This is a genomic window from Lysobacter auxotrophicus, from assembly GCF_027924565.1.
GTDB classification, from domain to species: Bacteria; Pseudomonadota; Gammaproteobacteria; order Xanthomonadales; family Xanthomonadaceae; genus Lysobacter_J; species Lysobacter_J auxotrophicus.
On record NZ_AP027041.1, the window covers coordinates 2,129,911 to 2,151,353 of the forward strand.

22 protein-coding genes are annotated in these 21,443 nt (G+C 61.4%); 10 read left to right on the forward strand and 12 right to left on the reverse strand.

Translation table 11 applies throughout. The features are described from left to right. Positions 1 to 66 precede the first annotated feature (66 nt). From LA521A_RS09420 to LA521A_RS09445, 6 genes are all read left to right on the forward strand, one after another. A complete protein-coding gene (locus tag LA521A_RS09420; RefSeq protein WP_281778655.1) occupies positions 67 to 414 on the forward strand; it encodes a hypothetical protein in 348 nt (115 codons plus the stop codon). A 196-nt stretch (positions 415 to 610) separates the two neighbouring features. Then, a complete protein-coding gene (locus tag LA521A_RS09425) occupies positions 611 to 1,642 on the forward strand; it encodes a hypothetical protein (protein ID WP_281778656.1) in 1,032 nt (343 codons plus the stop codon). A 455-nt stretch (positions 1,643 to 2,097) separates the two neighbouring features. Further along, entirely contained in the window at positions 2,098 to 2,556 is a 459-nt protein-coding gene (locus LA521A_RS09430; RefSeq protein WP_281778657.1) for a hypothetical protein, read from the forward strand. 186 nt (positions 2,557 to 2,742) lie between these two features. Then, on the forward strand, positions 2,743 to 3,279 hold the full coding sequence (locus LA521A_RS09435) for a hypothetical protein (RefSeq protein WP_281778658.1): 537 nt from the start codon (positions 2,743 to 2,745) through the stop codon (positions 3,277 to 3,279). 115 nt (positions 3,280 to 3,394) lie between these two features. After that, a complete protein-coding gene (locus LA521A_RS09440; RefSeq protein WP_281778659.1) occupies positions 3,395 to 3,784 on the forward strand; it encodes a hypothetical protein in 390 nt (129 codons plus the stop codon). Between the two features lie 461 nt (positions 3,785 to 4,245). Further along, positions 4,246 to 4,482, forward strand: a complete 237-nt coding sequence (locus LA521A_RS09445) for a hypothetical protein (protein ID WP_281778660.1) — start codon at positions 4,246 to 4,248, stop codon at positions 4,480 to 4,482. A gap of 1 nt (position 4,483) precedes the next feature. Here the strand turns inward: LA521A_RS09445 and LA521A_RS09450 are convergent, their stop codons facing one another. After that, complete coding sequence (locus tag LA521A_RS09450) at positions 4,484 to 4,768, reverse strand: hypothetical protein (protein WP_281778661.1); 285 nt, start codon at positions 4,766 to 4,768, stop codon at positions 4,484 to 4,486. A gap of 3 nt (positions 4,769 to 4,771) precedes the next feature. Beyond that, a complete protein-coding gene (locus LA521A_RS09455; RefSeq protein WP_281778662.1) occupies positions 4,772 to 5,776 on the reverse strand; it encodes an SOS response-associated peptidase family protein in 1,005 nt (334 codons plus the stop codon). Between the two features lie 53 nt (positions 5,777 to 5,829). Between LA521A_RS09455 and LA521A_RS09460 the strand changes: the two genes are divergently transcribed. Next, on the forward strand, positions 5,830 to 6,153 hold the full coding sequence (locus LA521A_RS09460) for a hypothetical protein (protein ID WP_281778663.1): 324 nt from the start codon (positions 5,830 to 5,832) through the stop codon (positions 6,151 to 6,153). Here LA521A_RS09460 and LA521A_RS09465 read toward each other — a convergent pair. Further along, positions 6,130 to 6,480, reverse strand: a complete 351-nt coding sequence (locus LA521A_RS09465; protein WP_281778664.1) for a helix-turn-helix domain-containing protein — start codon at positions 6,478 to 6,480, stop codon at positions 6,130 to 6,132. The genes LA521A_RS09460 and LA521A_RS09465 overlap by 24 nt on opposite strands. A 29-nt stretch (positions 6,481 to 6,509) precedes the next feature. Further along, positions 6,510 to 6,725, reverse strand: a complete 216-nt coding sequence (locus tag LA521A_RS09470; RefSeq protein WP_281778665.1) for a hypothetical protein — start codon at positions 6,723 to 6,725, stop codon at positions 6,510 to 6,512. Positions 6,726 to 7,054: 329 nt separating this feature from the next. Here LA521A_RS09470 and LA521A_RS09475 point away from each other — a divergent pair, with 329 nt between their 5' ends. Both LA521A_RS09475 and LA521A_RS09480 read left to right on the forward strand, forming a co-directional pair. Next, positions 7,055 to 7,960, forward strand: coding sequence for a hypothetical protein (locus LA521A_RS09475; protein ID WP_281778666.1), 906 nt, complete (start codon positions 7,055 to 7,057; stop codon positions 7,958 to 7,960). A 356-nt stretch (positions 7,961 to 8,316) separates the two neighbouring features. Continuing rightward, entirely contained in the window at positions 8,317 to 9,084 is a 768-nt protein-coding gene (locus tag LA521A_RS09480; protein ID WP_281778667.1) for a hypothetical protein, read from the forward strand. A gap of 211 nt (positions 9,085 to 9,295) precedes the next feature. On the opposite strand, the gene LA521A_RS09485 is transcribed toward LA521A_RS09480, so the two are convergent. Beyond that, entirely contained in the window at positions 9,296 to 14,659 is a 5,364-nt protein-coding gene (locus LA521A_RS09485) for an ATP-binding protein (RefSeq protein ID WP_281778668.1), read from the reverse strand. A gap of 167 nt (positions 14,660 to 14,826) precedes the next feature. Beyond that, complete coding sequence (locus LA521A_RS09490; RefSeq protein ID WP_425494500.1) at positions 14,827 to 15,906, reverse strand: site-specific integrase; 1,080 nt, start codon at positions 15,904 to 15,906, stop codon at positions 14,827 to 14,829. A gap of 100 nt (positions 15,907 to 16,006) precedes the next feature. Here LA521A_RS09490 and LA521A_RS09495 point away from each other — a divergent pair, with 100 nt between their 5' ends. After that, a complete protein-coding gene (locus LA521A_RS09495; RefSeq protein ID WP_281778669.1) occupies positions 16,007 to 16,864 on the forward strand; it encodes a DNA-binding protein in 858 nt (285 codons plus the stop codon). A 946-nt stretch (positions 16,865 to 17,810) separates the two neighbouring features. Here LA521A_RS09495 and LA521A_RS09500 read toward each other — a convergent pair. The 6 genes from LA521A_RS09500 to LA521A_RS19015 all read right to left on the reverse strand — a co-directional run bounded on the left by LA521A_RS09500 (position 17,811) and on the right by LA521A_RS19015 (position 21,217). Next, on the reverse strand, positions 17,811 to 18,350 hold the full coding sequence (locus LA521A_RS09500; protein ID WP_281778670.1) for an RNA 2'-phosphotransferase: 540 nt from the start codon (positions 18,348 to 18,350) through the stop codon (positions 17,811 to 17,813). 282 nt (positions 18,351 to 18,632) lie between these two features. After that, entirely contained in the window at positions 18,633 to 18,911 is a 279-nt protein-coding gene (locus LA521A_RS09505) for a hypothetical protein (protein WP_281778671.1), read from the reverse strand. Positions 18,912 to 19,163: 252 nt separating this feature from the next. After that, a complete protein-coding gene (locus LA521A_RS19000) occupies positions 19,164 to 19,697 on the reverse strand; it encodes an HAD domain-containing protein (RefSeq protein WP_425494501.1) in 534 nt (177 codons plus the stop codon). Further along, positions 19,694 to 20,089: an antitoxin Xre/MbcA/ParS toxin-binding domain-containing protein gene (locus LA521A_RS19005; RefSeq protein WP_425494502.1), complete on the reverse strand. Its 396-nt coding sequence runs from the start codon at positions 20,087 to 20,089 to the stop codon at positions 19,694 to 19,696. Before LA521A_RS19005 ends, LA521A_RS19000 begins: the two co-directional genes overlap by 4 nt. Then, the gene (locus LA521A_RS19010; RefSeq protein WP_425494503.1) at positions 20,086 to 20,328 is read right to left on the reverse strand and encodes a type II toxin-antitoxin system Y4mF family antitoxin; all 243 of its coding nucleotides are present in this window, start codon (positions 20,326 to 20,328) and stop codon (positions 20,086 to 20,088) included. The genes LA521A_RS19005 and LA521A_RS19010 overlap by 4 nt, the downstream gene beginning before the upstream one ends. A 466-nt stretch (positions 20,329 to 20,794) precedes the next feature. Beyond that, a complete protein-coding gene (locus LA521A_RS19015; protein WP_425494504.1) occupies positions 20,795 to 21,217 on the reverse strand; it encodes a phospholipase D family protein in 423 nt (140 codons plus the stop codon). Between the last annotated feature and the right edge of the window lie 226 nt (positions 21,218 to 21,443).

The window sequence follows — 21,443 nt, forward strand, 5'->3', positions numbered from 1 at the left end:
TAATGTCCGCTTTCGACTCAAAGCGGACACGTCGAATCGTCCGATGAACTGGGATAGAGGTTATGCATGACAGACGCCAACGCATTTGGATTCGGCGACACAGTTCGCATCAAGGAAGGTCCAGAAACGGCCCAAGCAAAGATCGCTGGCCTGGAAGGAACCGTGTATGGGTTTACGACCCCGTCGCTTACTGGAGTCGAGACAGTGGGGCCGCTGTCCGAGGATTTCGCCCTGAATGTCCATGTCGACTCGCTCAACCAAGGGTACTGGCTGGATCCGGGAAACATCGAGCTTGTTGAGCGACCAGAGGCCATGGAGTTTTCTATTGCGGGAAAGACGATCCGCGTTACGCAGAAGGACGGCGAGTACAACGAGGCAGTGATCTTGCAGCGCCCTTGGTGGAAGTTCTGGTAGCGAACCCACCTCACGTCGGCGCTACTTTCGCGGCGCTTCGCACCCTGCTGTTTGCGAATGGCCGCTTCTGGCCGATAGCGGACGTTCGTCCGAACGAGCCCGTCGTGGCGATGCTAATGTCCGCTTTCGACCCAAAGCGGTCATTGCCATGGAGGCAGCACTTGCCACAGCTCGTCCAGTCCCCGAGAGGCATTGCATGGCCAGGTTGAGGGAAGTACGTGTCGAGGCCAGCGCTCTCGTCTCGGATCGCGGCATGGTGGCTCCGGGCTTCCTGTTTCGCGAGACCACGCATCATGTTGTGAGTATCCTCGAGGAGTTCCTGCCGCGCGACTTCACCTTGGATGGATCCTCGGTTGTACAGCTTACGTTGGGTCCACGTCGCGAGATCGATCCAGAGCATCTGCAAGCGCTCGGAGCCACCGAGATCTATGTGGAGTCCTTTGACTTTGCGGCCTATCACGCGATGTCATCTAGGCAGCGCGAGGTGCAAATACTCGAGCTGACAGAGGATCGCCTTCTATATCTGGCCTCAATGCACGGCGCAGACTCCAAGCCGATCGTTGAGGCTGCCGCCGCGGTACGCCAGCACGGCTTCATGCTGGAAATGGAGCGAACGAAGCTCGCGCGCTCGCTTCCGGGTCGCAAAGGACGGATACGTGTATACCGCCAACTTGCGTCCGGGTACGCCGAGCGATGGCTCGCCCGACTGCTCGACCAAGCAGGGCGCCAGGTGCACGAAGTGGTGCTGAAGGAGAGGGGCCCGGTGGACTGGCGCGGGCACTTCCATCATTCGGAACTTGCTCAGGACACCTTCATGCTGAAGGACGATCTCGATCGTCCAACGCTTTCGATTACTTGCGTGGGGGAACTGGTCGCCGACTCTTCCGCGGACGCGCAGAGGTATGAAACGCCATCCGTTCGGCCGCCAGAAGTGAGTGTCCGCTTATGGCCGATAGCGGACGTCGGCCGCGCGGCGGTGCTGATATCCTCTCTCCCGATCATGACGCCATTGGATGGCGAGGAAACGTCGCTCGCTGTGATTGGCTGGCAGAGAGGGCGTCGGAGCAGCAGCCGCGCTATGGAGCACGACCCGCATGAAGCCCCCGCACGCTTTCATCCTCATCTTCTGCGCGGCTGTCGCAGTAGCGATATCCGCCTGCAAGGACACCGGGAGGATGGATCCGGTTGTCACGTGCGCGAAGTTCACGTTTCGCGTAGAGAACGATGAGCAGGTCCTGCAGGCAAGGCAACTGATGCATCGGGCTGCCATGGAAATGCCAGCGGATTTCGAGGATGAGCTTCCGAGGTGGCGAGTGCGTTCCACGATTGCGCTGCCAATGACCTCATCGAAGTTCGTCCTGACGTCGCTTGACGGACGATACCGCGACAAGCATGAGCTCACCGTGCTTCACGTCGCGGGCGGAGTACCGACGCTGAAGCACAATCCCGGGCGTGAAGGCGAGTGCACGACCGACGCCATCGTTTCGGAGTTCGCCAGGCTGCGATCCACGTTCCTGGCCAGATGGGGCCATGGCACGCTTGAGGACCCACGCAAGCCGGTCACTCCGCAGCCTGACGTGAATCAAGCTTCGTCGACGTCCGCTTCTGGCCGATAGCGGACGTCCGGGTGGTGGGGGGCGGGATGACCGTTCGATGCGAATCGGACACGGAAAGGAGGGTTGGGTGTCCCACAACGGAATGTCGAGGTTGTTCGTCCTCGTTGGCCTGGCCCTGATTGCCGTGGCAGCCCGGCCCCTTGCCAACGTCGCAGGCGTTTGCGTTCCAGAGATGCGCAGGCTGGACCGGGACGAGGAGGTGCGGCGCGTATACGAGTACCTGAAGGCACGGAACATCCAGACGGCGCGTGGCGTCGACGGCCAAGTCATCGAGACAGTCAACAACGGCTTCGGTTACGCATCCTATGCGGACTTCTCCCGGGCCAATCCTGAGTGCTGCACGTTCTCGCAGAAAGGACCGGACAATCTGGAGATCGCGCCCTCGAAGCGATTGAGTGGCGCACGCCGCGCCTTCGTGCGCGTCTCGTATCGAGCGAATTGGGACGGATCGAACGTCTCGAGCCAGGTGAAGAGACGAAACCTGCTCATCTCCAACTGTGGCGACGTGGAAGAGATCACCCCATAGCCCGCCGGTTGGACTCGTGTGAGAGTGGAGGTCGGCCCACGTCAATAGCCAGGATCCGTTGCCTACAGCCGATGGCGGGGCGTCCGCTGCGGGCCAATAACGGACGCGAGGTCGACTTCACGCTCACCTCATGAAGAGCTCACTTGCGGAAGGGACACTGGCTCCGAATCCAAGGCGTGCGCGGCCATGCATAACCTCCTGTCCGACCGTAGGCGAAGTTGTCGTGAGATGCCGTCTGCAGTGCAACGGGCAACAGCCATCTCGCGATTGCTGCATCTGACAGCAGCGCTCCCGTTGATGCTGACGGGATGCTTCGGCGCAGACCCCGAGCACACGCCCTATTACCCCCAAGCCAACGGCGACAAGCCTGAAATATTCGAGCTTGGGTCTGTCCAGGTGTGCGAGGACGATGTGGAGGCAATTCGTGGGGTTGAGCGCTTCGCCAACCGGTTCGGGATGCTCCCGCATGAGATCGCGGCACCAGGGAAGCGGATCGTTGCGGTCTTTACGCTCGGCGAGCCGATGCAGGCACACGTGATGGTAGAGCGCATTTATAAGCACCGCGTTCGAGTTGGCATTTCTACCTTCCGCGGATACCCCACCGAAATCGTCGAGACGGCTCGCTTGAGCAACTTCTGTAATGAAGGTCTGCCCTCACCTGATCATTCTCCCCAGTCGCCCCCCCACGGCTCGAGGAAATCGGCGGCGACTGACCGCTCCTGATCGATGGCGGACGTTCGGACACGACGGCCGGCGGTCGGGCTGCAAATGTCCGCTTTCGACCCAAAGCGGCCATATTGGAGCTGGGTCGAGATGGGTCCACACATGGGGAACTGAGATGCTGGTTCGCGTAGTTTTTACCGTGGGATTGCTCGCCGGCGCTCTGCCAGCGCTTGGGCAAGAACTAGACTCGTTCTATGAGGACGTGCTCGTCACGTTGACGCATGAGTGTTCAGATGCGTTTCCTGATTTGAAGGAGCGCATCGACGAGTCCATCCTTGGCTACGTGAAGGCAAACCACACTGCGTTGTCTGCGGATTACGTGGAGAGAATTCGACAGGCGCCATCGAGTGGAAAGACCTTCACTCGTGAGCAGTGCATCGGGATGGCAGCGTTGCCGCAGGTTTCGATGAGCGTGCTGTTCGACCAAGCTGCAAAGGAGCGGCTTGAGGCAGAGGGAGCCAGAGCCGAGTTCGAGCGCGGAAGTAGTTCATCTACGGATGAATGAAGATGCTGGGGGGGGGCTAGAGCGGCAACACGAAGGGCCGCTTCTGGCCGATAGCGGACATTCCTGAAGCATCCGCCGAGCGGTCTCAGTCCATGCGACAAGCGCCCGTAGCATGACGCCATGCTTCCCGACGGATTCCACTTTGAGCCCTATGTGGGCGGGCCAGGCCTCTACCTCGGAGAGCGTTTGGTCGCCACTACTTGTCCTGCGAACTACGACCCCAGTCCACCTTGGCGCACGTGTACGTTTCCGTCGGGCCTTCCGAGGTACGTGTTCCATGACACGGAGGAGCAGGCCGTCAGGTATATGACCGCATGGGCGGTGAAGTGGGAGGCTCAGATCCGGGAGAGCGTCCGGAATGCCGGAGACCCCTTTGCGCATTTGATGATCGCTCGCGGAAAGGGCATCCACACCACTCATCCCCGCAGGCGCCGATCGCGCCGCTGACCTGGAGCTTCTTGATGGTGACTAAATTTGCCTGGCCCGAGATCGAGCTTCGATTGCATGAGCTGCGCCTGTGTGCGGACGACCTGAAGGAACGTTTCCCGGAAGAGGATCAATTCTTCCCTAGGTTCGCTGACCTAGCTGATGCTGCGCGGGAGGCCTCGAATGACGATTGCATCGAGGACGCAAGCGTTCGGATCACGGACATTCTGATCGATCTGGGATATGTGCCGGAGCACGAGCGGCAGCATTGAGTTATTGCTTTCGACCTTCCAGCGCTCGATCGCCAGAATTGGCTATCTCTTGGTAGTAGGGAAGTTGGTCGAGTACGACCTGCATGTACGCGCGCCCCTTGTCAGAATCGATAGGCAGCGGCGCGTCCTGCATCGTTCGTATCAAGGAATCAATCGAGGCCCGGAACTCGGGCCGCGCGGCGAGCATGGTGATCACCACGATCATCAGCGAGTCGATCGCATACAACCTCGCGCCGAGGATCTCGTTGGCATCAAGGCCAGATTCACCTTTGGAAGAATCGCTCATTTGTCAGGCCGCAACCTTGTGCTCATAGAACGGGTGCCGCTTGTCTTCCAAAATCTCGTCCATCGCGGCAAGGTTCTTCGGATCTGGACTGAGCCAAGCATCCACGTATTCCGGCTTGATGTTGATGATGGTCCGATCATGCCCCGTCAGCGCGACCTCAGGCTCCGGGTCGTCCGTAATGGCGGCGCAGGACAGCAGCTCCTCGATGCCGTCCGTCCAGGCGTACCAGAGGACCGGGATGTAGAGCGGCTCGCCCGTCTGCGGGGTGAACTCGAGCTCCATGCTCTTCGGGCGCTCCCCGCCGGATAGTGCGCGCTGCTCGTAGTCGTGGCGACCGACGCTTTCGTAGAAGTGCGTCGCGACCATGATCCCGTGGTGGTAGCCATACAGGCGCTTCCAGACGCTTCGCAGGCTATCCCGGCGGGCGTTATACGTGCCCGGCTTGGCCTTTTCGTCGGCCACGGTCCAGCCGGGCAGGCGGCATTGGTAGCGCATCGGCTTGACGATCTTTCGCCCGTCCTCGACGACCATCACCAAGGTGTAGTCGCCCGGCCAGATGCGGTCGTCGTCGTCCGCGGGCTCGGTGCGCTGAAGCTTTTCGGCCTTCAGGCGCTCGGCCGCGATCCGGTTGTTCGCGACACGGATGATCTCCTGGGACTTCTTGGTCACCCGTTTCTGGAGGGCGGCCTCAGCCTCGGCGATCTTTGTTTGCTGAATGGCGATGCGCTCATCGATGCGGCCCAGTTCGGCCTCCCGAGCCTCGTCAATCATCTGCTTCACCTGGGCCTCGAACGCATCCCGTGGCTCGGCAAAGGCCAGCTCAATTCCCTTGGGAATCTTCGGGCTGCCGCCCTCCCGGCGCTCCCAGAAGATCCGCGTGAAGTCGCCGATGCTTAGGATCGCTCCGAACTGGCGAGTGAACTTCTTGTAGTCGGCCCAGATCTGGGCGGAATAGCACATGGCCGCTCCGGCTGAAGACTCTTCACCCGAATATTGCGCCACGGTCACGGAGCCTGTCCTGACCAGCGGCTAATTTGCCCTGGCCAAACAGGGATTGGCCGATGAAAGCGCAAGACGATCCGAGAGCCCGGGACGCGTTCGCCGCGTTTCTGCGTACGCGCGAGTACGGCCAGCTACCAGACGACGAAAAGTACAGGCTGTGGGAAGCCTTCTTGTGGGCATGGGTTCCGGAACAGCTAGTGATGCGAATCGTGCTCGACGGGCCGCCCGCCGGTCCCGAGAGATCCGGGCGCTTCGTCGACATCGAGGACGCCGCGGGATACAGCATCCGGTCCGGCCGCTGGCACGAAGACGAGAAGGGGCGCTGGGTGTTAGAGGTAGCCCCCTCGCGTGCCGGTCCATCAATTCCGCTTTTGCCGGGCTGATTGACGAAGCGCCGCGACTGCTGCTTTGGCGGCGACCGATTCGTCTGCGAGCTTGCGCCAAACCAACGCTTCCTCTTCGTTCGGTGCATTGGCCTCGCAGATCGTGCCGAGGACTAGCCCGAGGGGCAGCTCCGCCAGTTCGGCAAGCTTCATGCAGGTCATCGGACTCAGGCCCTTCGATCCGTGACGCCAGTTCGACACGGCAGGCGATCCGACCTGAAGAGCTTCCGCGAGCTCCCTGTCTGTCCTCATGCCTTGCCGGACGCGCGCCAGATCCAGGAAGTCATTCACGCACGACGCCTTTTCCGCTTGGGGTTTGATACGCATGGCCGATATCCCCCGGGCGATGTTGGCACCTATTGGAGAAAGTGGTGCGCCCGGCGGCTCGCAATGTCTCGGATCACCGACCGGAACGCATTGGCAGCAGGGGACTCATCATCACGCGAGCGAAGCATCTCGACGACCTCCGCCTCGTACACATCGAGTTGGCGAAGCGTCATCTGGGCAATCGCACGGGACAGGCAGTGGGTGAGCGCCCCGAAGAGCTCCAGCATGGATTCGTCGTCGGACATGGGGTGCCCTTTCAATCGTTCGGCCCATGCTCGCATGCCGCGGCCCGATTGCGTCCGCTGTCCGCCCGAAACGGAACCGAGTGGAGTAGGGATTAGGGGGATTTATCGGGGGTAGGGCCATGGCGGTTTCCGACCCGAAGCGGTCAGTCCTGAGGGGCAAGGACCGTTCCACATGTCTAGAATCGACCTTCTCGTACGTATCTGTGAGAGTGGGGGGCATCGATGCCCACTGCCGTCATGCCCCATCCTCCGATAGAGTTGGCGGGCCGAGAGCATCGTGCCCAAGCCCACGCTTATCAGTTCGAGGGAGACCCTGGCCAACTGTCCGAGTGCAGGGCGCGAGCACCGGCTGGGGGAAAGACAAGACAAAGGCGTTAGCTCATATGCGGAGTCACTGGAAAGAAATTCCGGCGATCTTGTACTTCACCGCGCTGTTCGTGGTGATGTCGATCCTTAGCACGAGCATTGGACTGAGCCCGCTGGCGACGAAGCTGAACGAGAACCAGATCCTGTATCTGTTCTCTACCACCGGCCAGGTCATTGCAGCCGTCTACGGCCTTACGCTGACTGGGTTCATCTTCTTTAGAAATGAGCTGAGTCGAGAGGAGCTCGAAGATGAAACGCTGGCTGAAGCAGTGGAGGCTCTGAAAGAGAGGTACTTCGTGCTTCTCGCGTTCATCACCCTGTTGGTGCTCCTGACGATCTTTCTCGCAAATCTGGCAATCGCGAGAGAGGCCGCGGGTCCAACGTTGGGAAACGCAGCAATCATCAACGCGGGGCAGGCTGCCTTCGCGACTAGCTTGTTGGCAGTTGCCTACTTCGTGTTCGACGTTATATCTCCGCGACGCATTGAGAAAGCGAGTCGACGCCTTCAGGACGAGGTAGATCCCTTTCGCTCTGAAAAGAGCAAAGGTAGCCTCGAAGAGTTTCTGACGAACTACAACCAGATCGAGGCATTGTTGAATGCAGCTGGCCATCCATACCAGCAATCAGTCGCGGTCTCAATCGACCGCGGTCGTCCGCGACACATCTCGAACACAAGGTTGGCAGAGATCCTCTACCGGAACGAGCGCATCGACAAACTTCTGTTCGCGCACCTCCGCGAGCTGATCACGCTCCGCAACTCGATCATCCATGGTGCCGAGCCGATCGTGAGCGAGCAGGCGGTCGCAATGTCTCGTGATGTACTGCAATGGCTTCGGAATGCTCTTGGCGAAGGTGAGGGTGAGCTCTAACAGGTCGCTCGATCCGACTAGAGCCGGCACGCCGCCACTTGCGGCTCAGCTTCCGACGTTAGGTGGCGGTTGAGTGATTACGGGCAGCCGTTTATCTAAAGGCGACTATGGACGTCGAAATTTCAGACGTAAAGATGGGAAGTTCTTATGCGACGGAGGAGGTTCACTTCTCAGGCGGCCTTAAGGGCGCACTCACAAATCTTGGGTGGGCCCTGTTTCCCGTATCTGACGATAAGGATTCAGATGCAATCGTCTTTAAAGCACCTAAAGATCACCTCGAGTTCGCCACTAGAGGTTGTGGCCTAAGGTACCTAGGCACCTGCATTAGGTACGTATCGGGGGCCAATTCGCCGCCCATGGATGTCTGGGAGTTTGGTGCGCGAGACCCGCAGAACCGATTAGGTGCAGCTGATTCTTGGGCAACTATCGGGCATCAAGCAGCCAAAGCTGGCGATACGGGGTACGCGGAAGCTGCGTCTTATGTAAGTGCGAGCCTAAGAGCAGCAGGGCTTCGCCTTCGGGACGTCTCTAACGGTTACCACGAACAGCTCAACTGGGCCTTGGCAGAGAAAAGAGCTCCGGACACTTGGTTCTCAAATGCCGCTCTGCAAAACATATACGCCAACTTCCATTCCCTTGCTTCTGAGCTGTCCTCTGCAAGGGACCATGTAGCCATGATTGCTGCGATGCATGTTGGTGCGCCCAATCGAGTAGAAAGTTTGTCGCGACTTGTAGAGTGGATTGAAAAACCTGTGAATCAAAGTCACGCACAAAATCCCATGGTCCACGCCCTCCTGGATGCCCTCGGATCTAAGACGGCTCCTGGCTGGCTACGGAGAATGGGGGATCTACGCAATGAGATGCTACATCGCATTCCAATGAGTGCTAATAGGTCGGTAGCAGGCCTCGTTCTCGAGCAAGTTCAGACATCTCTCGGCACGGTTTCAAAGATTCGATTGGGCGAGCCATTGAGCAAAACACCACTATCTGAGCAGCCACAAGATCCTCTGATTGAACTTTCACAGCTCAGCTCAAGCCTTGAAGTCCTCTGCAGGGCCATTTGGAAGCATGCAAAGTATCCAGCCGAGCCGCTGCATTTCGGTAGCAATGAGGCCGCCACCTAATTCAAGCCGAGCCGCATCGTGGCTCGGCTTGATTCAGGCGTTGCTGCCTGTCCGCATGTGGCCGGCAGCGGAAGCCCGCGAGGGCAGGGGATTAGGAAGCTTTATCGGGGGTAGGCGAGACCAATTCCTGGATGCGACCGACGGCTTTAGCCCACGAGTGGCCGGCTTATGCGCAGGCTATTAACCGGAGCGACTCACGGCGTCGCGTTCTTCAGGTGTTCAGACGAATGTCGCGAAACCCCTCTCCCAGTTGCAGTGCGGCGCTGCGACGGTCGCCCATGTCGATCAGGTGGTCGAGTGTCCGAAGGAAGGCCTGCGCCAAAGGGGCGCTCATCGGTGCGTCCCGATGGGACAAGTGCTGAATGAGGCCGGCGATTCGTGCGTAGAACAATGTGCCGCGCCAGCCTGGCAGCGCCTCGGGGCCAAGTGTAAGGATCGCCAGCACCTGATCCGCGAACGCAGCGGAGGGGTAATGCGCTCTCGATCGTTCGCAAAGCGTAAGGTACGAATCCATGACGGGAACTGCCCAACCCGCCGCACGCACGTACCGATCCACCAGCGGCATGATCCTTCCAATCTCTGACCAGTCGCCATTTACGTAACGGCTGGCAAGCTCGGCCCGCTCAATCGACACGAACATCAAGGTTTCGACGAGCTTGGGCAAATCGAGCCCGGACAACTCGCCCGCGCGATAACTGTCCCGCTTGAACGTCCGGTCCGCCAAAAGGCGTGTCAGGCAGAGATCGACCACGGCGACTGCGTCAGCCGGCACGGCTTGCGCATCGTAGATGTACCTACAGATATACGCACTAGCGAACGGACCCAGCATGGCCCAGCAGTTCTCGCCTTCCAGTTGCAGCACTGGTTCGAGGAAGCGTGGCTGGAAATCCGAAAGGGGCACGCAGCCGGCTACGTTACCGAGCTGAGACCCGAGCGCGTGCGTCCATTCGAAGATGCGCGTGGCCGTTCGGTCGCGCCGTCCGCGCTCCACCCAGGGCGGCGCGTTCTTCTGGATCGTCCAAGACAGAACGTCGGCGAGGAAATCGAGCAACGAGTTGCGCGTGTCGCTTTGCAAGATCCCGCTTATAGGCGCCCGTGCGAGCACTTCGGCGGCGTACGCGGAGTGCCAGTGGCTGGCAGGTTCGGTCCAGCATTCCTCGGGATTCGACGCATCGCCGACTTCGTAATCTTCATACGATTCCCGTCCGCGCCGCGCCCTGGGTGCTGCTTTGACCCATGCCGGCGGTGGACGTGGGATGGCGGAAAAATCGGTTCCGCGGTCGTAATGCACGCCGGCCATGCGCAGCGCTTCCACCGCTAGCGGGGACGGCTCGATGACCCCGGCATGCGGACGGCTGCCGCGTCGGGTATGCGGCACGTGACACCGCGAGAACGCGAGGAACAAGGCCGCCATCGTCAGCTTCGGGTCGACGGCCCACAAGTTGCACGCCTCTCCAACGGCGGCCAACGAAACCGCTTCGAGGGGATGTGCCACCAGGGCCAACAGGTCGCCGGCAGCGGTGCGCGCCGCGGTTCCCGCGCGCAGGTCTGCGGCGAGGCCGTGGGCAGCGTAGATGCCGTGATGCCATGGGATCACCGAGCTCGGCGACCACCAAGAATCGGCTTCCTCCTTCAGTCGGGCCGCACGCCACAGGACGCCGCGTGCCCACTTCAACTGGTCGTCAGTGGACCCCGCACGAAAGGTCAGCGCGACCGCGGCCGTTGACGCCACCGCGCCTCGATGCATGGCGATGGAGTCAGCGCGATCGCCCCTCGATCCCGCGAACAGGTCTGGCGCGTCGAACCCTCTAGCGGCCACCACGGCATCACGGAGGCTGAGCCGGCCGTCAGGCGCGTGCTTCTCAAAGGACGTGGACGCCCACGTCCACAGATTGGCGATCGACAGGTACTGCGTCGCTTGCTCGAGTTTAGCGACGTTCTCTGGCTTGGCGGCGGATGGGCTGACGTGCACCAAAGCGATGTGCTCGTTGTCGGTGCGGTAAGCCTGGTAGGTGGACTGGTCGGCCAGCTCGGCGTACTCCGTTGCCTGCTCGGCGAGTTCACGCTGCACCTCGGGATCCTCACGATCCTCCTCGTACTCATAGGGCAGCCGTTCGGCGAATGCCTCGATGGCACTGCGCGCTTGCGATCCCAGCGGTTCCGCGGCGAACACGAACCGGGGCACCATCCCCCGGAGTTCGAGCTTGCGGACCGGGCGTGCATTTGCGGTCCGCAATGCGTCGTGGTGAGGCCGGTCCGATGCGTGGGTGAATCCCATCAGATTGCTGGGCGATAGGTCGGCCGCGACGCGCTGGCGGTCGGCCGCCAGGAGACGCTGCGACGTGAAGAGCGGTAACGTCGTGGCGGACACCGTCCCAGTGTGCAGGGCGAGCATTGCCGCGGTACCGAGGATCGCGATGCAATCGTTGCCCGCCACGATCTGCTGGATGAGGTCATCGACGGGTGTGCCGCGTTCGATCTCGCCAAGACACCACTCTTCCAAGGCGAGGAAGCCGCAGCCGATCGCTTTCGGGGCCCACGTCGAGCGGCACCACAGGTACTCGCGTTCGCCGCCCCAGAACGTCTGCCGCCCCCATGGGAACGAGAGCTCCAGCGGCAGCGGCGTGCCGCGCGACTCGTGGTCGAGACGATGCAACTGCCGCCACGCCGCGATGGCGTGGTTGCACAACTCACGCAGCAAGTTCAAGGCGTTCTGCGGTGACTGGCGAAACAGCGAGGCGAAGGGCTCGCGCAGCGGCGACGGCGGCCAGAAACTGCGATGATCGTCGTGGATCGCCAACTGCTCCCAGTCCGAGGAACTGAACTCACCGACACTGCGGAAGTGGACCGCGGACCACCTCGCGCTTTCGACGCGGCTCAGCGTTCTCGCCGGGTCGTTCAAGAGGGCCTGTCGCGCCGCGATCGTGCGCTCCTGCTCTGCCTGTTCGCGTGCAACGCGGTCTTCCGGTAGCTCTTCGCGCAGGTACGCCAATGCCAGTTCGACCAATCGTTGTGGAAGCGATTGGGCCAAGCGCGGTGAGAACGCGACGATGCCTTCGAATGCGTCGCGACGAATGCGGTGCGAGGCAACCGCACGTAGCAGGAGGGCGTCGGCGATGCTCGGCTCGGCGAGCGACGAGCGCAGGATGAGCTGGATCAGCGACGTTCGGAACGCACCAAGGTCTTGCACCTTCTGCCAGAAGGCCGAGTTCTCGTCGGGGCCGCGGGCGTTGCTGATCGCGTCCAAGGCCCCGAGCCATTGATCGCACTGTCCGAGCAGCCGGCGCGAGATCGCGTTCGGGTAGCCCTCGAAAGCGTTTTGCCAGAGCTCGAATACGGCGAGCACGGCCGGGTACAGCGTTTGCGGAATCGCCGGTATCCGCACCAACAGAAACACGAGCAGGCGGCGCGCTGACGCGAGATCGGAGGGCCAGCCCAGCAAATCGGCGACGCGCTGGCGCCGCTCGTCCGGAAGCGTGCCGGCGAGCACGGCGGGATTCGGCGTCGTCTTCTCGGCCTGGAACCAGACGAGCGCCTTGCGCAGCAAAGCGAAGTCGTCCTGAGCAACCACCGCCCAGTAGGGAGCCGGGTCCGCTTCGAAGGCGGCCGTGCCCAATGGCGCCAGTAACCAGGCCCGGGTCCACTGGGCCCGCAGATCGGAGGCTCGCGTCTGCGCCAGGTAAGCGGCCCAGGCGTCGCCGTGGCTGTACTCCCATTGCGAGGCGAGCTCGACGACACGCGCAACCGCGGGCGGTTCACCGGCTGCGCGGATCGCGTCGATCCAGTCCGGCCCCAGGTCCGCCAGTACGTGGAAGAACGCCCATTCGAAGAAGATGTCATGGGCAAACTGGACACTGATGCCGTGCCGCGCATGTTGAAGGATGCCGTCGGCTCGGAGCTCCTCGACGCAGTCTGCCGACGGGAGGTCACCCAGCCGGATCGGCCGACTGAGCTCCTTGGCGCGCGCGCGCGCCAGGCCGAGCAAGGCGCGCTGGCGCGCAAGCGCGTTTTGCCCGGCCGCGTTGTATCCGCCGCGCGTCCACCAGTGCTCGATCAGGTCGACCTCCGCCCGTGGGGCAAACTCGGGCCCGTCGGGTGCAGCGACGAAGCTCTGGTCGAGCACCTTGGCAAAGAAGGGTCGACGGACGATCTCACGCACGGCTTCCGCCCCGAACAGCAGCGGCCGTAAGTGCGGCTTGGCCTCGGCGAGCGCATCGGCCTCCTCCTCGCTAAGCGCGCCGACAGTGAGCGTTTCGACCGAGAGAGTGGCCAAGGCCTCGCCGAGCCAATTGCGCAGCACCTCGATGCCGGTGTCACGCAAGGAGGCGACGATGCGCCAATGCGCCAGTTCCGGCGATGTTGCGATGGTCTGGATAACCTGCAGGAACACCGGTTGCTGCGCAGTGGCGACCCGGTCGATCGCGTCAATGAACAGCGTCGGCGTGCCCACCGCGGCGATCTCCACCAGCAGCGTTTCCAAACTCGTCGCTGACAGCCCCTGCGAGATCGCATAGCCGTTCCAGCTGACGGCGTCGACCTGTTCGGCCTTGAGGAAGAGCACCGGCCCCTGCGCGAGCGCCCGCCGTACTGCCTGTTTCACCACCGCCGATTTGCCGCTGCCTGGCAAGCCGCGCACCTGCACGAAGCGGGCGTCGACGAACTTCGCGTCCAGTGCTTGCAGGTAGTGGCTCCGATCGATCCAGGCGCCGCCGATGTCGTCGACGATCAGGTTCGCCTGACTGTGGGCCAACTCGGTGAGGCGGCCGAGGTCAGCTTGCAGGGAGGGCGCGGCGCGCAGCCGAGTCAGCGGCGCGAGCTCGCGGACCAGACGCGCGCGATCGAACTGGCCGGAGGTCCCGGCCGCGGCACGGGCCAGTTCGACCAAGCGCGACCACACCATCGGCGCGTCTCCGGCCGACTCGGATGCCAAGCAGCTGCGGATGAGGTTGATGGCGTGCGGCGGATCCACCGAACCCTCACGCAAGAAGTCGAACTGGACCAGGACAAAGTGGGCCAAGAACCGATGCAGCTCCTCGCGGGTGCAGGCGGTTGTTTTCGCCGCAGCAAGCAACTGCTCGATGGTGGTCCTGACCTTCCGATGGTCCTCGCTCGCGCTTCCCTCCGGCGCAAAGCGCGCGTCGAAGTGGTCGGCCGTCAGGCTGTCGCGCGCCCAGTCGCAGATGGTCTTCAAAGCGCGGCTCGGCACGAGGGCGGCTTCGCCGACGGCGGCGCCATAACGATCGATGTCGGCGCGGAAGTCGGGCTTGTGCAGCGTCGCCCAGGCGTCGCGAACAATGTCGCGAAAGTCCGCATTGGTGGCGGCCGCGCTGATGGTCAAAGCGCGCTTGACCTGCAGGCTGAGGCGGGCGATCCGCCCAGTCGCATCGGCAAAGTCCACGATCACATCATCCAGCGGTTCGCCGAAATCGCGCTGTTGGACGGAGAGGCGCACTACGATGCGGTCATCGACGCCAGGGGCGTACGCTTCGGCCAGCAACGCCGCCAAGTAGTACGCAGCCGCGTCGCCCTCGTACGTGAACCCTTCACCGCCGGCAAGTTCTGGAGATTGCGGCATACCCAACAGATCCTTCGTTGTCTACTTTTCGATTGCGTCAGAAGCACCAACCTAACGTTTCCGACGCCGTCAGGCCGCACGCATTGCGCCTATGCGATTCCTCTGCATGCAAGATGGTTATAGCTAAAACACGGATAAGGCATTCCAACAAATGCTGCCAGCAGTCTCTACTTCAATAGCCGTGCAGCCGGGTTGTCCTCGGCTGCCCCAGCTTGAAAGTAGCCAATCACGCTCGCCACCGACCGGTGCTCGGTCATAGCCATCACCGCTGGGAGTGGAACCCCTTGCTTGCCCGCCTCGGTCACGAACCCGGACCGCAGGCTGTGCGCCCCAAAGTTCCCCTCCAAGCCCGCCAAACGGGCGCGGCGCTTCACGATGGTAGCCACAGAGCCGGGGAGCAGGGCAGGTCCGACCCGCCCCTTCCAGATTCGCCGAAAGATTGCCCCGTGACGGATTCCCGCCGCTTCCAGCCAAGCGCTCAGTGCATCAGCACTGCGCCCTAGGATCGGCTTGTCCGGCGTCGAATCTACGGTCACCCCAGCCTGCTGGGTCTTGGAATACTCCAGCCGGTAGATGTAGCCGTCCTCGCCGACTTGGCGCAGGTCGCGCATATCGGCCGCGGCGATCTCGCTGCGCCGGCGCCCACCACTGGCGAAGCCGAAGCAGAGCAGGGCACGGTCGCGCAGGCCTTCCAGGCTGTCGTCGCAGGTGGTCAGCATCGCCTCCAACTCGGCGCGGGTGATCGCGGTCTTCTTGGTCGGCCGCTCGCCGCGCTTGACAGCCGCGCGCCGTGCCCGGCTTAGCAGGGTGCGCACGCTCGGCAGCTCACACGGGTTAATCAGACGTTTGAGTTTGTGTGCCGTCGATAGAACGGCCACCCGCTGGACCACGGTCGACAGCTTCAGCGGTCCGACCTTGCCTTTGAGGCCGGCAGCCACCAGAGCTTGGTCGATCGCCGGCGGCAGCTCGCTGACCAGCCCGGCCTTGCTCTTGCGCTGGATGTGGTCGACCAGGAACTGGATCACCACGGCCTCGCTGGCAGGCAAGGCCAGTTGGACTCCATAGCGGGCCTGGTGCCAACCGGCCCAGTAGCGCAGGGCGGTGGCATAGCTGCGGGTCGTGTTGGCGGCAGCGGCTTCGGCAAGCAGTTCGCGCACCGCGTCGGCGGCCTGTTGGGCTAGTTGCTCGGGCAGCACCAGGTTCGCAGCCGTCGCCATCATGGCGGGCAATGCGCTATTTCGATTCATAATATGTAATATAAATTATGAAAGAGGGCGCGTACTAGCGATAATTATCCCTTATCGCGAGTACGCGCCTCACCGCACCGCTTTCACTGTAGGAGGTCGCATGGCCAAGGGCATCAGCGAATCCGACGTCCACTGCGCCGCTGATGCTTTGGTGGCCGCGGGCGAGCGTCCCACCGTGGAACGCATCCGTGCGCACTTGGGCACAGGATCACCGAACACGGTTATTCGTTGGCTGGATACGTGGTGGGGAACGTTGGGCGGACGCCTGGTCGGAAATTCGGCGCTGCCAGATTTGCCGGAGGATGTGGCATCAGCATTTGCCCAGGTCTGGCAGTACGCCGTGGCAAGTGGTCGCGCTGCGACCGAGCGGGAAGTCGCCTCCGAACGCGCCGCATTGGCGACGTTGACCCAAAAGTTGATTGATCAGGCTGCGCAGCAAGGCGATGAGGTAACGCAGGCGCAAGCAGCCATGGCCGATGCCCGCATCGCGGCAGAGCAGGGGGCGCAACGTCTGCTGGACCTGCAGCAACTGCTCGAGCAACAGGCTCAACAGTTGACCGAATTGCGCGAGCAGCGCAGCAGCCTGCAGGAGAGAGGGGGCCGCCTTGAGGGCGAGCTCACCTTGCTGCGCCAAGAACTGACCGCCCAACAGATGAACGCCAGGGGCGAACGGGAGGAGTGGGGCGCCCACATTCGGGCGCTAGAGGACCGCGCGGCGCGGGAGATCGATCGCGCCCGACAGGAACTTAAGATCGTCAAAGCCGAGGGCCTAGTCGCAGGAAAGACTGCGCATCGTCGAGAGCAGGCCTTGCAGCAATCACTGCAAAAAGCCGAACGCACCATCGCCGAACAAGCTGGGCGTCTCAAAGCTCAAACTTCATCGGCGCAGCGGCGAGACATTCGAACGCCGAAAGGATCGCCAACTACGGGACGCCGCCTACCCGCGCGCCCCAAGTGAAGGCGCTGGCTCTTCCGCCGAGCGGCACCCTGCGGCAATTCACGAGCGCTCGTAAACTTCAAAAGCGCGGGTAGCTTTTGAAGTTTACGAGCGAATCCTTCAAATGCTGGCCGGATTGTGGGGTACCCCAGAAGGCGCTAGTTGGGAGCCCAGAAGGTATTAGTAATAGCCGGGGCCTTTGGGCCCCGGCTGGCTACGCAGTATTGCAGACGAGTGCCGTGCCGATCCGCACACGCAGACGGGTCGGGGAGCGCCAACGCGATGTCAGAGAGCACTCCTGCGGTAAGCGCTTGTGGGTGTAAACAGCGCTATCTCGCAAGACTGCCCTTGCCTTGAGTCCCCTTCGTCCGTCGTCGCGTGGCCTGAATGTGGTCCCCGTGCCGGTCGGAGCTCACAAACACGTGCGTATCGGCAGCCTGAGTTACTGCGCCCTCTGGCAGGCTCTGCGTCGGGGACCCTTGATGCGAATGTCCGCTCCTGCCGATAGCGGCCAGCAATTGTCCATAACGTTGCGAGCTCCGCTTAACATGCTTGGCGTTAAGCGGGAAAGTTGAATGTTAAGGTCGAGCAACTGGGCGTGAGGTGGGCTGCCTCAGCAGGCCCCAAGCTATTCGCGTATCGTGCGGACATCAGGTGAACCGCGAGCCCAGGGCTGCGCAAGCTTCTGCGAGCCAGTACATCGGCACGCTTGCCCAAGACCGGAATGAAGCGGCCACCATGGAGAGCCTGTGAACATCAGGGATAGCGTTTCCTCGCCCAAGAGGTACTGGGGTGACCACTCGCTCGAGGAGCCACACATCGTTACCAGACAGGAAGAAGCGGTATCCGTAGCGGTGCATACGAACGAGTACTTCCCGACGGTCGAACCCTTCGCCAAGTCGACAAGAAAAGCGGCGTGGATTGTGATGATGCAGTGGAGCGGAGTAGGGCAGAGGACCTGCGCGCCCTAACTCGTGAGGTACTGCGGCGGTACTTTCTCGACCAGCCACACACCGTTTCCCGACAAGAAGAAGCGATGTCCGTCGCGATGCATGCGGTAAGCATCAACCAAGAGGATCACGGGTTTTCCGCGGCGCGCCCCCACGTCCGCGGCGGTCTTAGAGTCTCGCGACAGATGCACGTGATGGCGCTTCATGGGAAGAAGGCCAGCCTTTCGGATCGATTCGAGGTGCTCGGCCACAGTGCCGTGATACAGCACCGGCGGAGGGATCTTCGGCCGCAGCTGGAGGTCCACCTCGACCGAATGTCCTTGCTGCGCTCGAATGCGCGCGCCGTCTTCCGACAGCGCAAAGCGCGCCTTGTCATTGCCTCGAACTATCACGTCCAACTGCTCGCGCGTGATAGGGGTGCCATGCTTGATTAGCGCGTCGATCAGCGCATGTACGTCGCACCAGCCGTTTCGATCCAAGGTGATACCGATCGCTTCGGGGCGATGGCGCAATGCCCGAGAGATCACCTTGCTCAGGCGGACAAGTTCTACTTCCATAGTTTGCTCCGCTCGAGATCATTCAACGTGCACGACCTGGGTGTGAGGCGACGCGCCAGAGCCCGGGCGCTTTGCGGGAACGCCGTTGCAAGTTGCAACGGCAAGCACGAGCCGGCGCCAAGGTACCTTGCCTTGGCGGGCAAGGGCTACTTCCATCCTCGGCTGAGTTTGAGAGGTACCGTCTCGTAGAACTTCCGAGTGCAGCGCGGAGAGAAGAGTAGGGGCCTAGTTACGATCGGCATCATTCCATTCGTCGGTAGTTATCCGACCTGTGACTACTCGCTAGGCCATTCGCAACGCTTGTGCGTCGATCATTGCGTGATGGCGGCGCGCGGCCAGAATGGGTCGTGATCGAAACCAAGCTTCGACCCACTCAGCCGTCCTGCCTTCCTTATCCATAGCTGTCGTGGATATGCCTGATCGCAGCTGCCCTTCGGTTGTGCCGCCGGCGACTGCTGAGCGCAGCAGACGCACATCGTTCGGATAGTCGGCCAGCACGTAAGCCGGGGCGTTTGATGTGAGAAATGTCCACAGCGCTTCGCGAAGAGTACTTCCGTCCATCGATGCCGATCCGCGTTCCAATAGCGGGTAGACCACATCTGCTACGAAAGGCGTCGGAGCCTCTGGCAGCTGTGCGCACTCGGCAAGAAACGGCGTCGGCCGTGCTCGCTAATCAGCGCAATGCTGACGAGCTCGACGCCCGCTGGGTCAGCCCATTCCGTGTCCAGAAGAAGGTAGGAGGGCATCTGACCTCCGCAGTGACCGCGCCTCATCTTAAGACATAAGATGTGTTATGCGAACTAACTATTTGATTTATATAGGATAGTATGAATCGAATGCGCGTGCAACTCTGCCATGCAGAACTTGGGCTAGACGGCGTGTTAGGGCGTGCTGCACATCGCTGCTAGCCAATGTTCCTTTTGCCCAGACCAGTCTATGCGACTGGTCTTCGGGCCAGTTTCGGTTGTCGTCGTCCAGCGCTATCCATTCCTGCTGGCACCCGGCCCGCTGGAGCCAGGCTTGGATTGGCGCGAACTTGCCAACAGGGGGCGGCGACTTGTCATCTGGCGTCCAAATCGCATCCCGCACCAACCCTCGGAGGTCGGAGGGCAGCAGGGCGCGCAGTTCCTCCAGCGCGAGCCGTCTCGCCCACAGGCTAGAGATGACAACTTCGAGGTTGGCGGAGTGCGGGACCAATAGGCTGGCAAGAGTGGCGGCCTCCGATAGCCATGGGCCTTCATACGCGCGCGTTACATTTGTCCGCTGACCGGCTTCATAGGTCCAGAGTGGGTGCAGTGTTCCATCGAAGTCCAGGAACAAGATCACTGGAGCGTCGCGTTTCGTCATGAGTGAACTTGAGCGTCCAGGTAAGCGCGAACCAAGCGAAGGTCGTCGATTTCGCCACTTAGCATGCGCTGCAAAGCCGATCCTCCATCGAACAACGGGGATGAGTTCGGCTTCTTGATCCATGCGTCGGCGCGATCAGCGATTGGCAACAAGGTGTGAAGCGCTGCGTAGATTCCGAAGATGTACGAGAGACGCAGAGCGACATGCTTGGGGAGAGGTGAGCAGACCTCGCCAGCCCTCCAAGCCGCGACCTGAACCTTGCCAACGCCAAGCAATTTGCTTTGGTCCGATTCCGCAAGATCCCACGCCATCGCGATCCGGAAGAAGACGCGGAGCGCAGTGCGACCTGCTTCGGTCGTCACAATGCTAGCTGGCGTCCTATCTTCCGTCATTCCAGGCCTCCTCGCGATTCGGCTAGTTCTTGAGATGACGTCACGTGAATGCACAGGCCCAACACATTAAGTACATCGATGACCTTATTGAGCGCGACGGTGCTCTTACCCCTCTCGAGCTCGCTGATGAAGCGCAAACCGGTACCTGATAAACCAGCCAGATCCGCTTGCCGTAGTTTATGCCGTCGCCGGGCGGCCCGTACTGCATTTGCCAAGTCGGCCGCTTCACGTATGACCATGGACCCTCCTATGCGGCGATGCACCTCGATGTGCGCCGTTCCCGAGCGGGAAAATCACACCCTCATCGGGCTGATTTCGACGCAAATTGTCCCGAGCGGGAATGTGGAATCACAGCCACGACTCGATAGCTAGGCGCATATACATTTGATTCCAAGAAGACTAGTTCGGGCAACGATCGTGAGCGAGCGTAGAGTGACAAGCCCCAAGATATGGGGCAGATAGGATGGCGAGGACCACGCTGACGCAGCAATCGTGACCGACGCAGCAGTAGTCCTTCCACTGCGAGAACAGAATTAGCTTTGTGTGCGTGGGCTCGTTCGCGTGATCGGACACAACGCAGCAGCAAAGCGAGCAACCGGGGGGCTGCGTTCAGGGCGCCTCGGGCGACGACTCTTAGGCAGCGTCCCGTAGTGGGCAGCTTTGCTGGGCCTCGGGGGGCTACCGAGGTGCAATGGAGCAGCGCGACTACAAATCGGTAGCTGCCCTCCAAAGTTGTTCAAACCACGTGTCAATTGCCTTAAGCGCGCCCGGTTCATTCGTCAGCACACAGAGCTCGTTCCAGCCCGAGGCGCGCAGAGCATGTGACGATGCGTTTGCAGATCCCACCACAGCGCCTTGGCGACCGGCATAGACCTTCGCGTGCAACGACCCGAGGGAGCGAACATGAGCTCCCAAGCGCTGGAGGTGTTTGATCGCATCTGGGCTACACATCTCGGAAGATGAATTGCAGATGACGCACATCCCAGCTAGGCGGCGCTCGCTCAGCCCTAGAATGTGGATAGAGGCTGCGCTCCAGTACGGGACGGCAATTTTAGCGCCGCGGCAACTTCTAAGGACCGATCTGAGCGCTGTAACAATGTCCTCAGGGCTCGTGAGCACGCGGATCATGGGCCAACAGCTGCTACGTTGAACATGAGTACTTGCGCTTAGTTCGTGTCGCGGCGAATAGAAGTACCGCTAGATCAAGCAGATGCGATATATAGGATCAAAACGACAGTTATTGGTAAGAGCGACACATCCACCTACGCCAGCCCCTACGGCGATTTTACATAATATGCATTATGCGAAGTTACCGATCAGAGCCCTGCGGGGTCTCGCCGCAGCTGTCAGCACT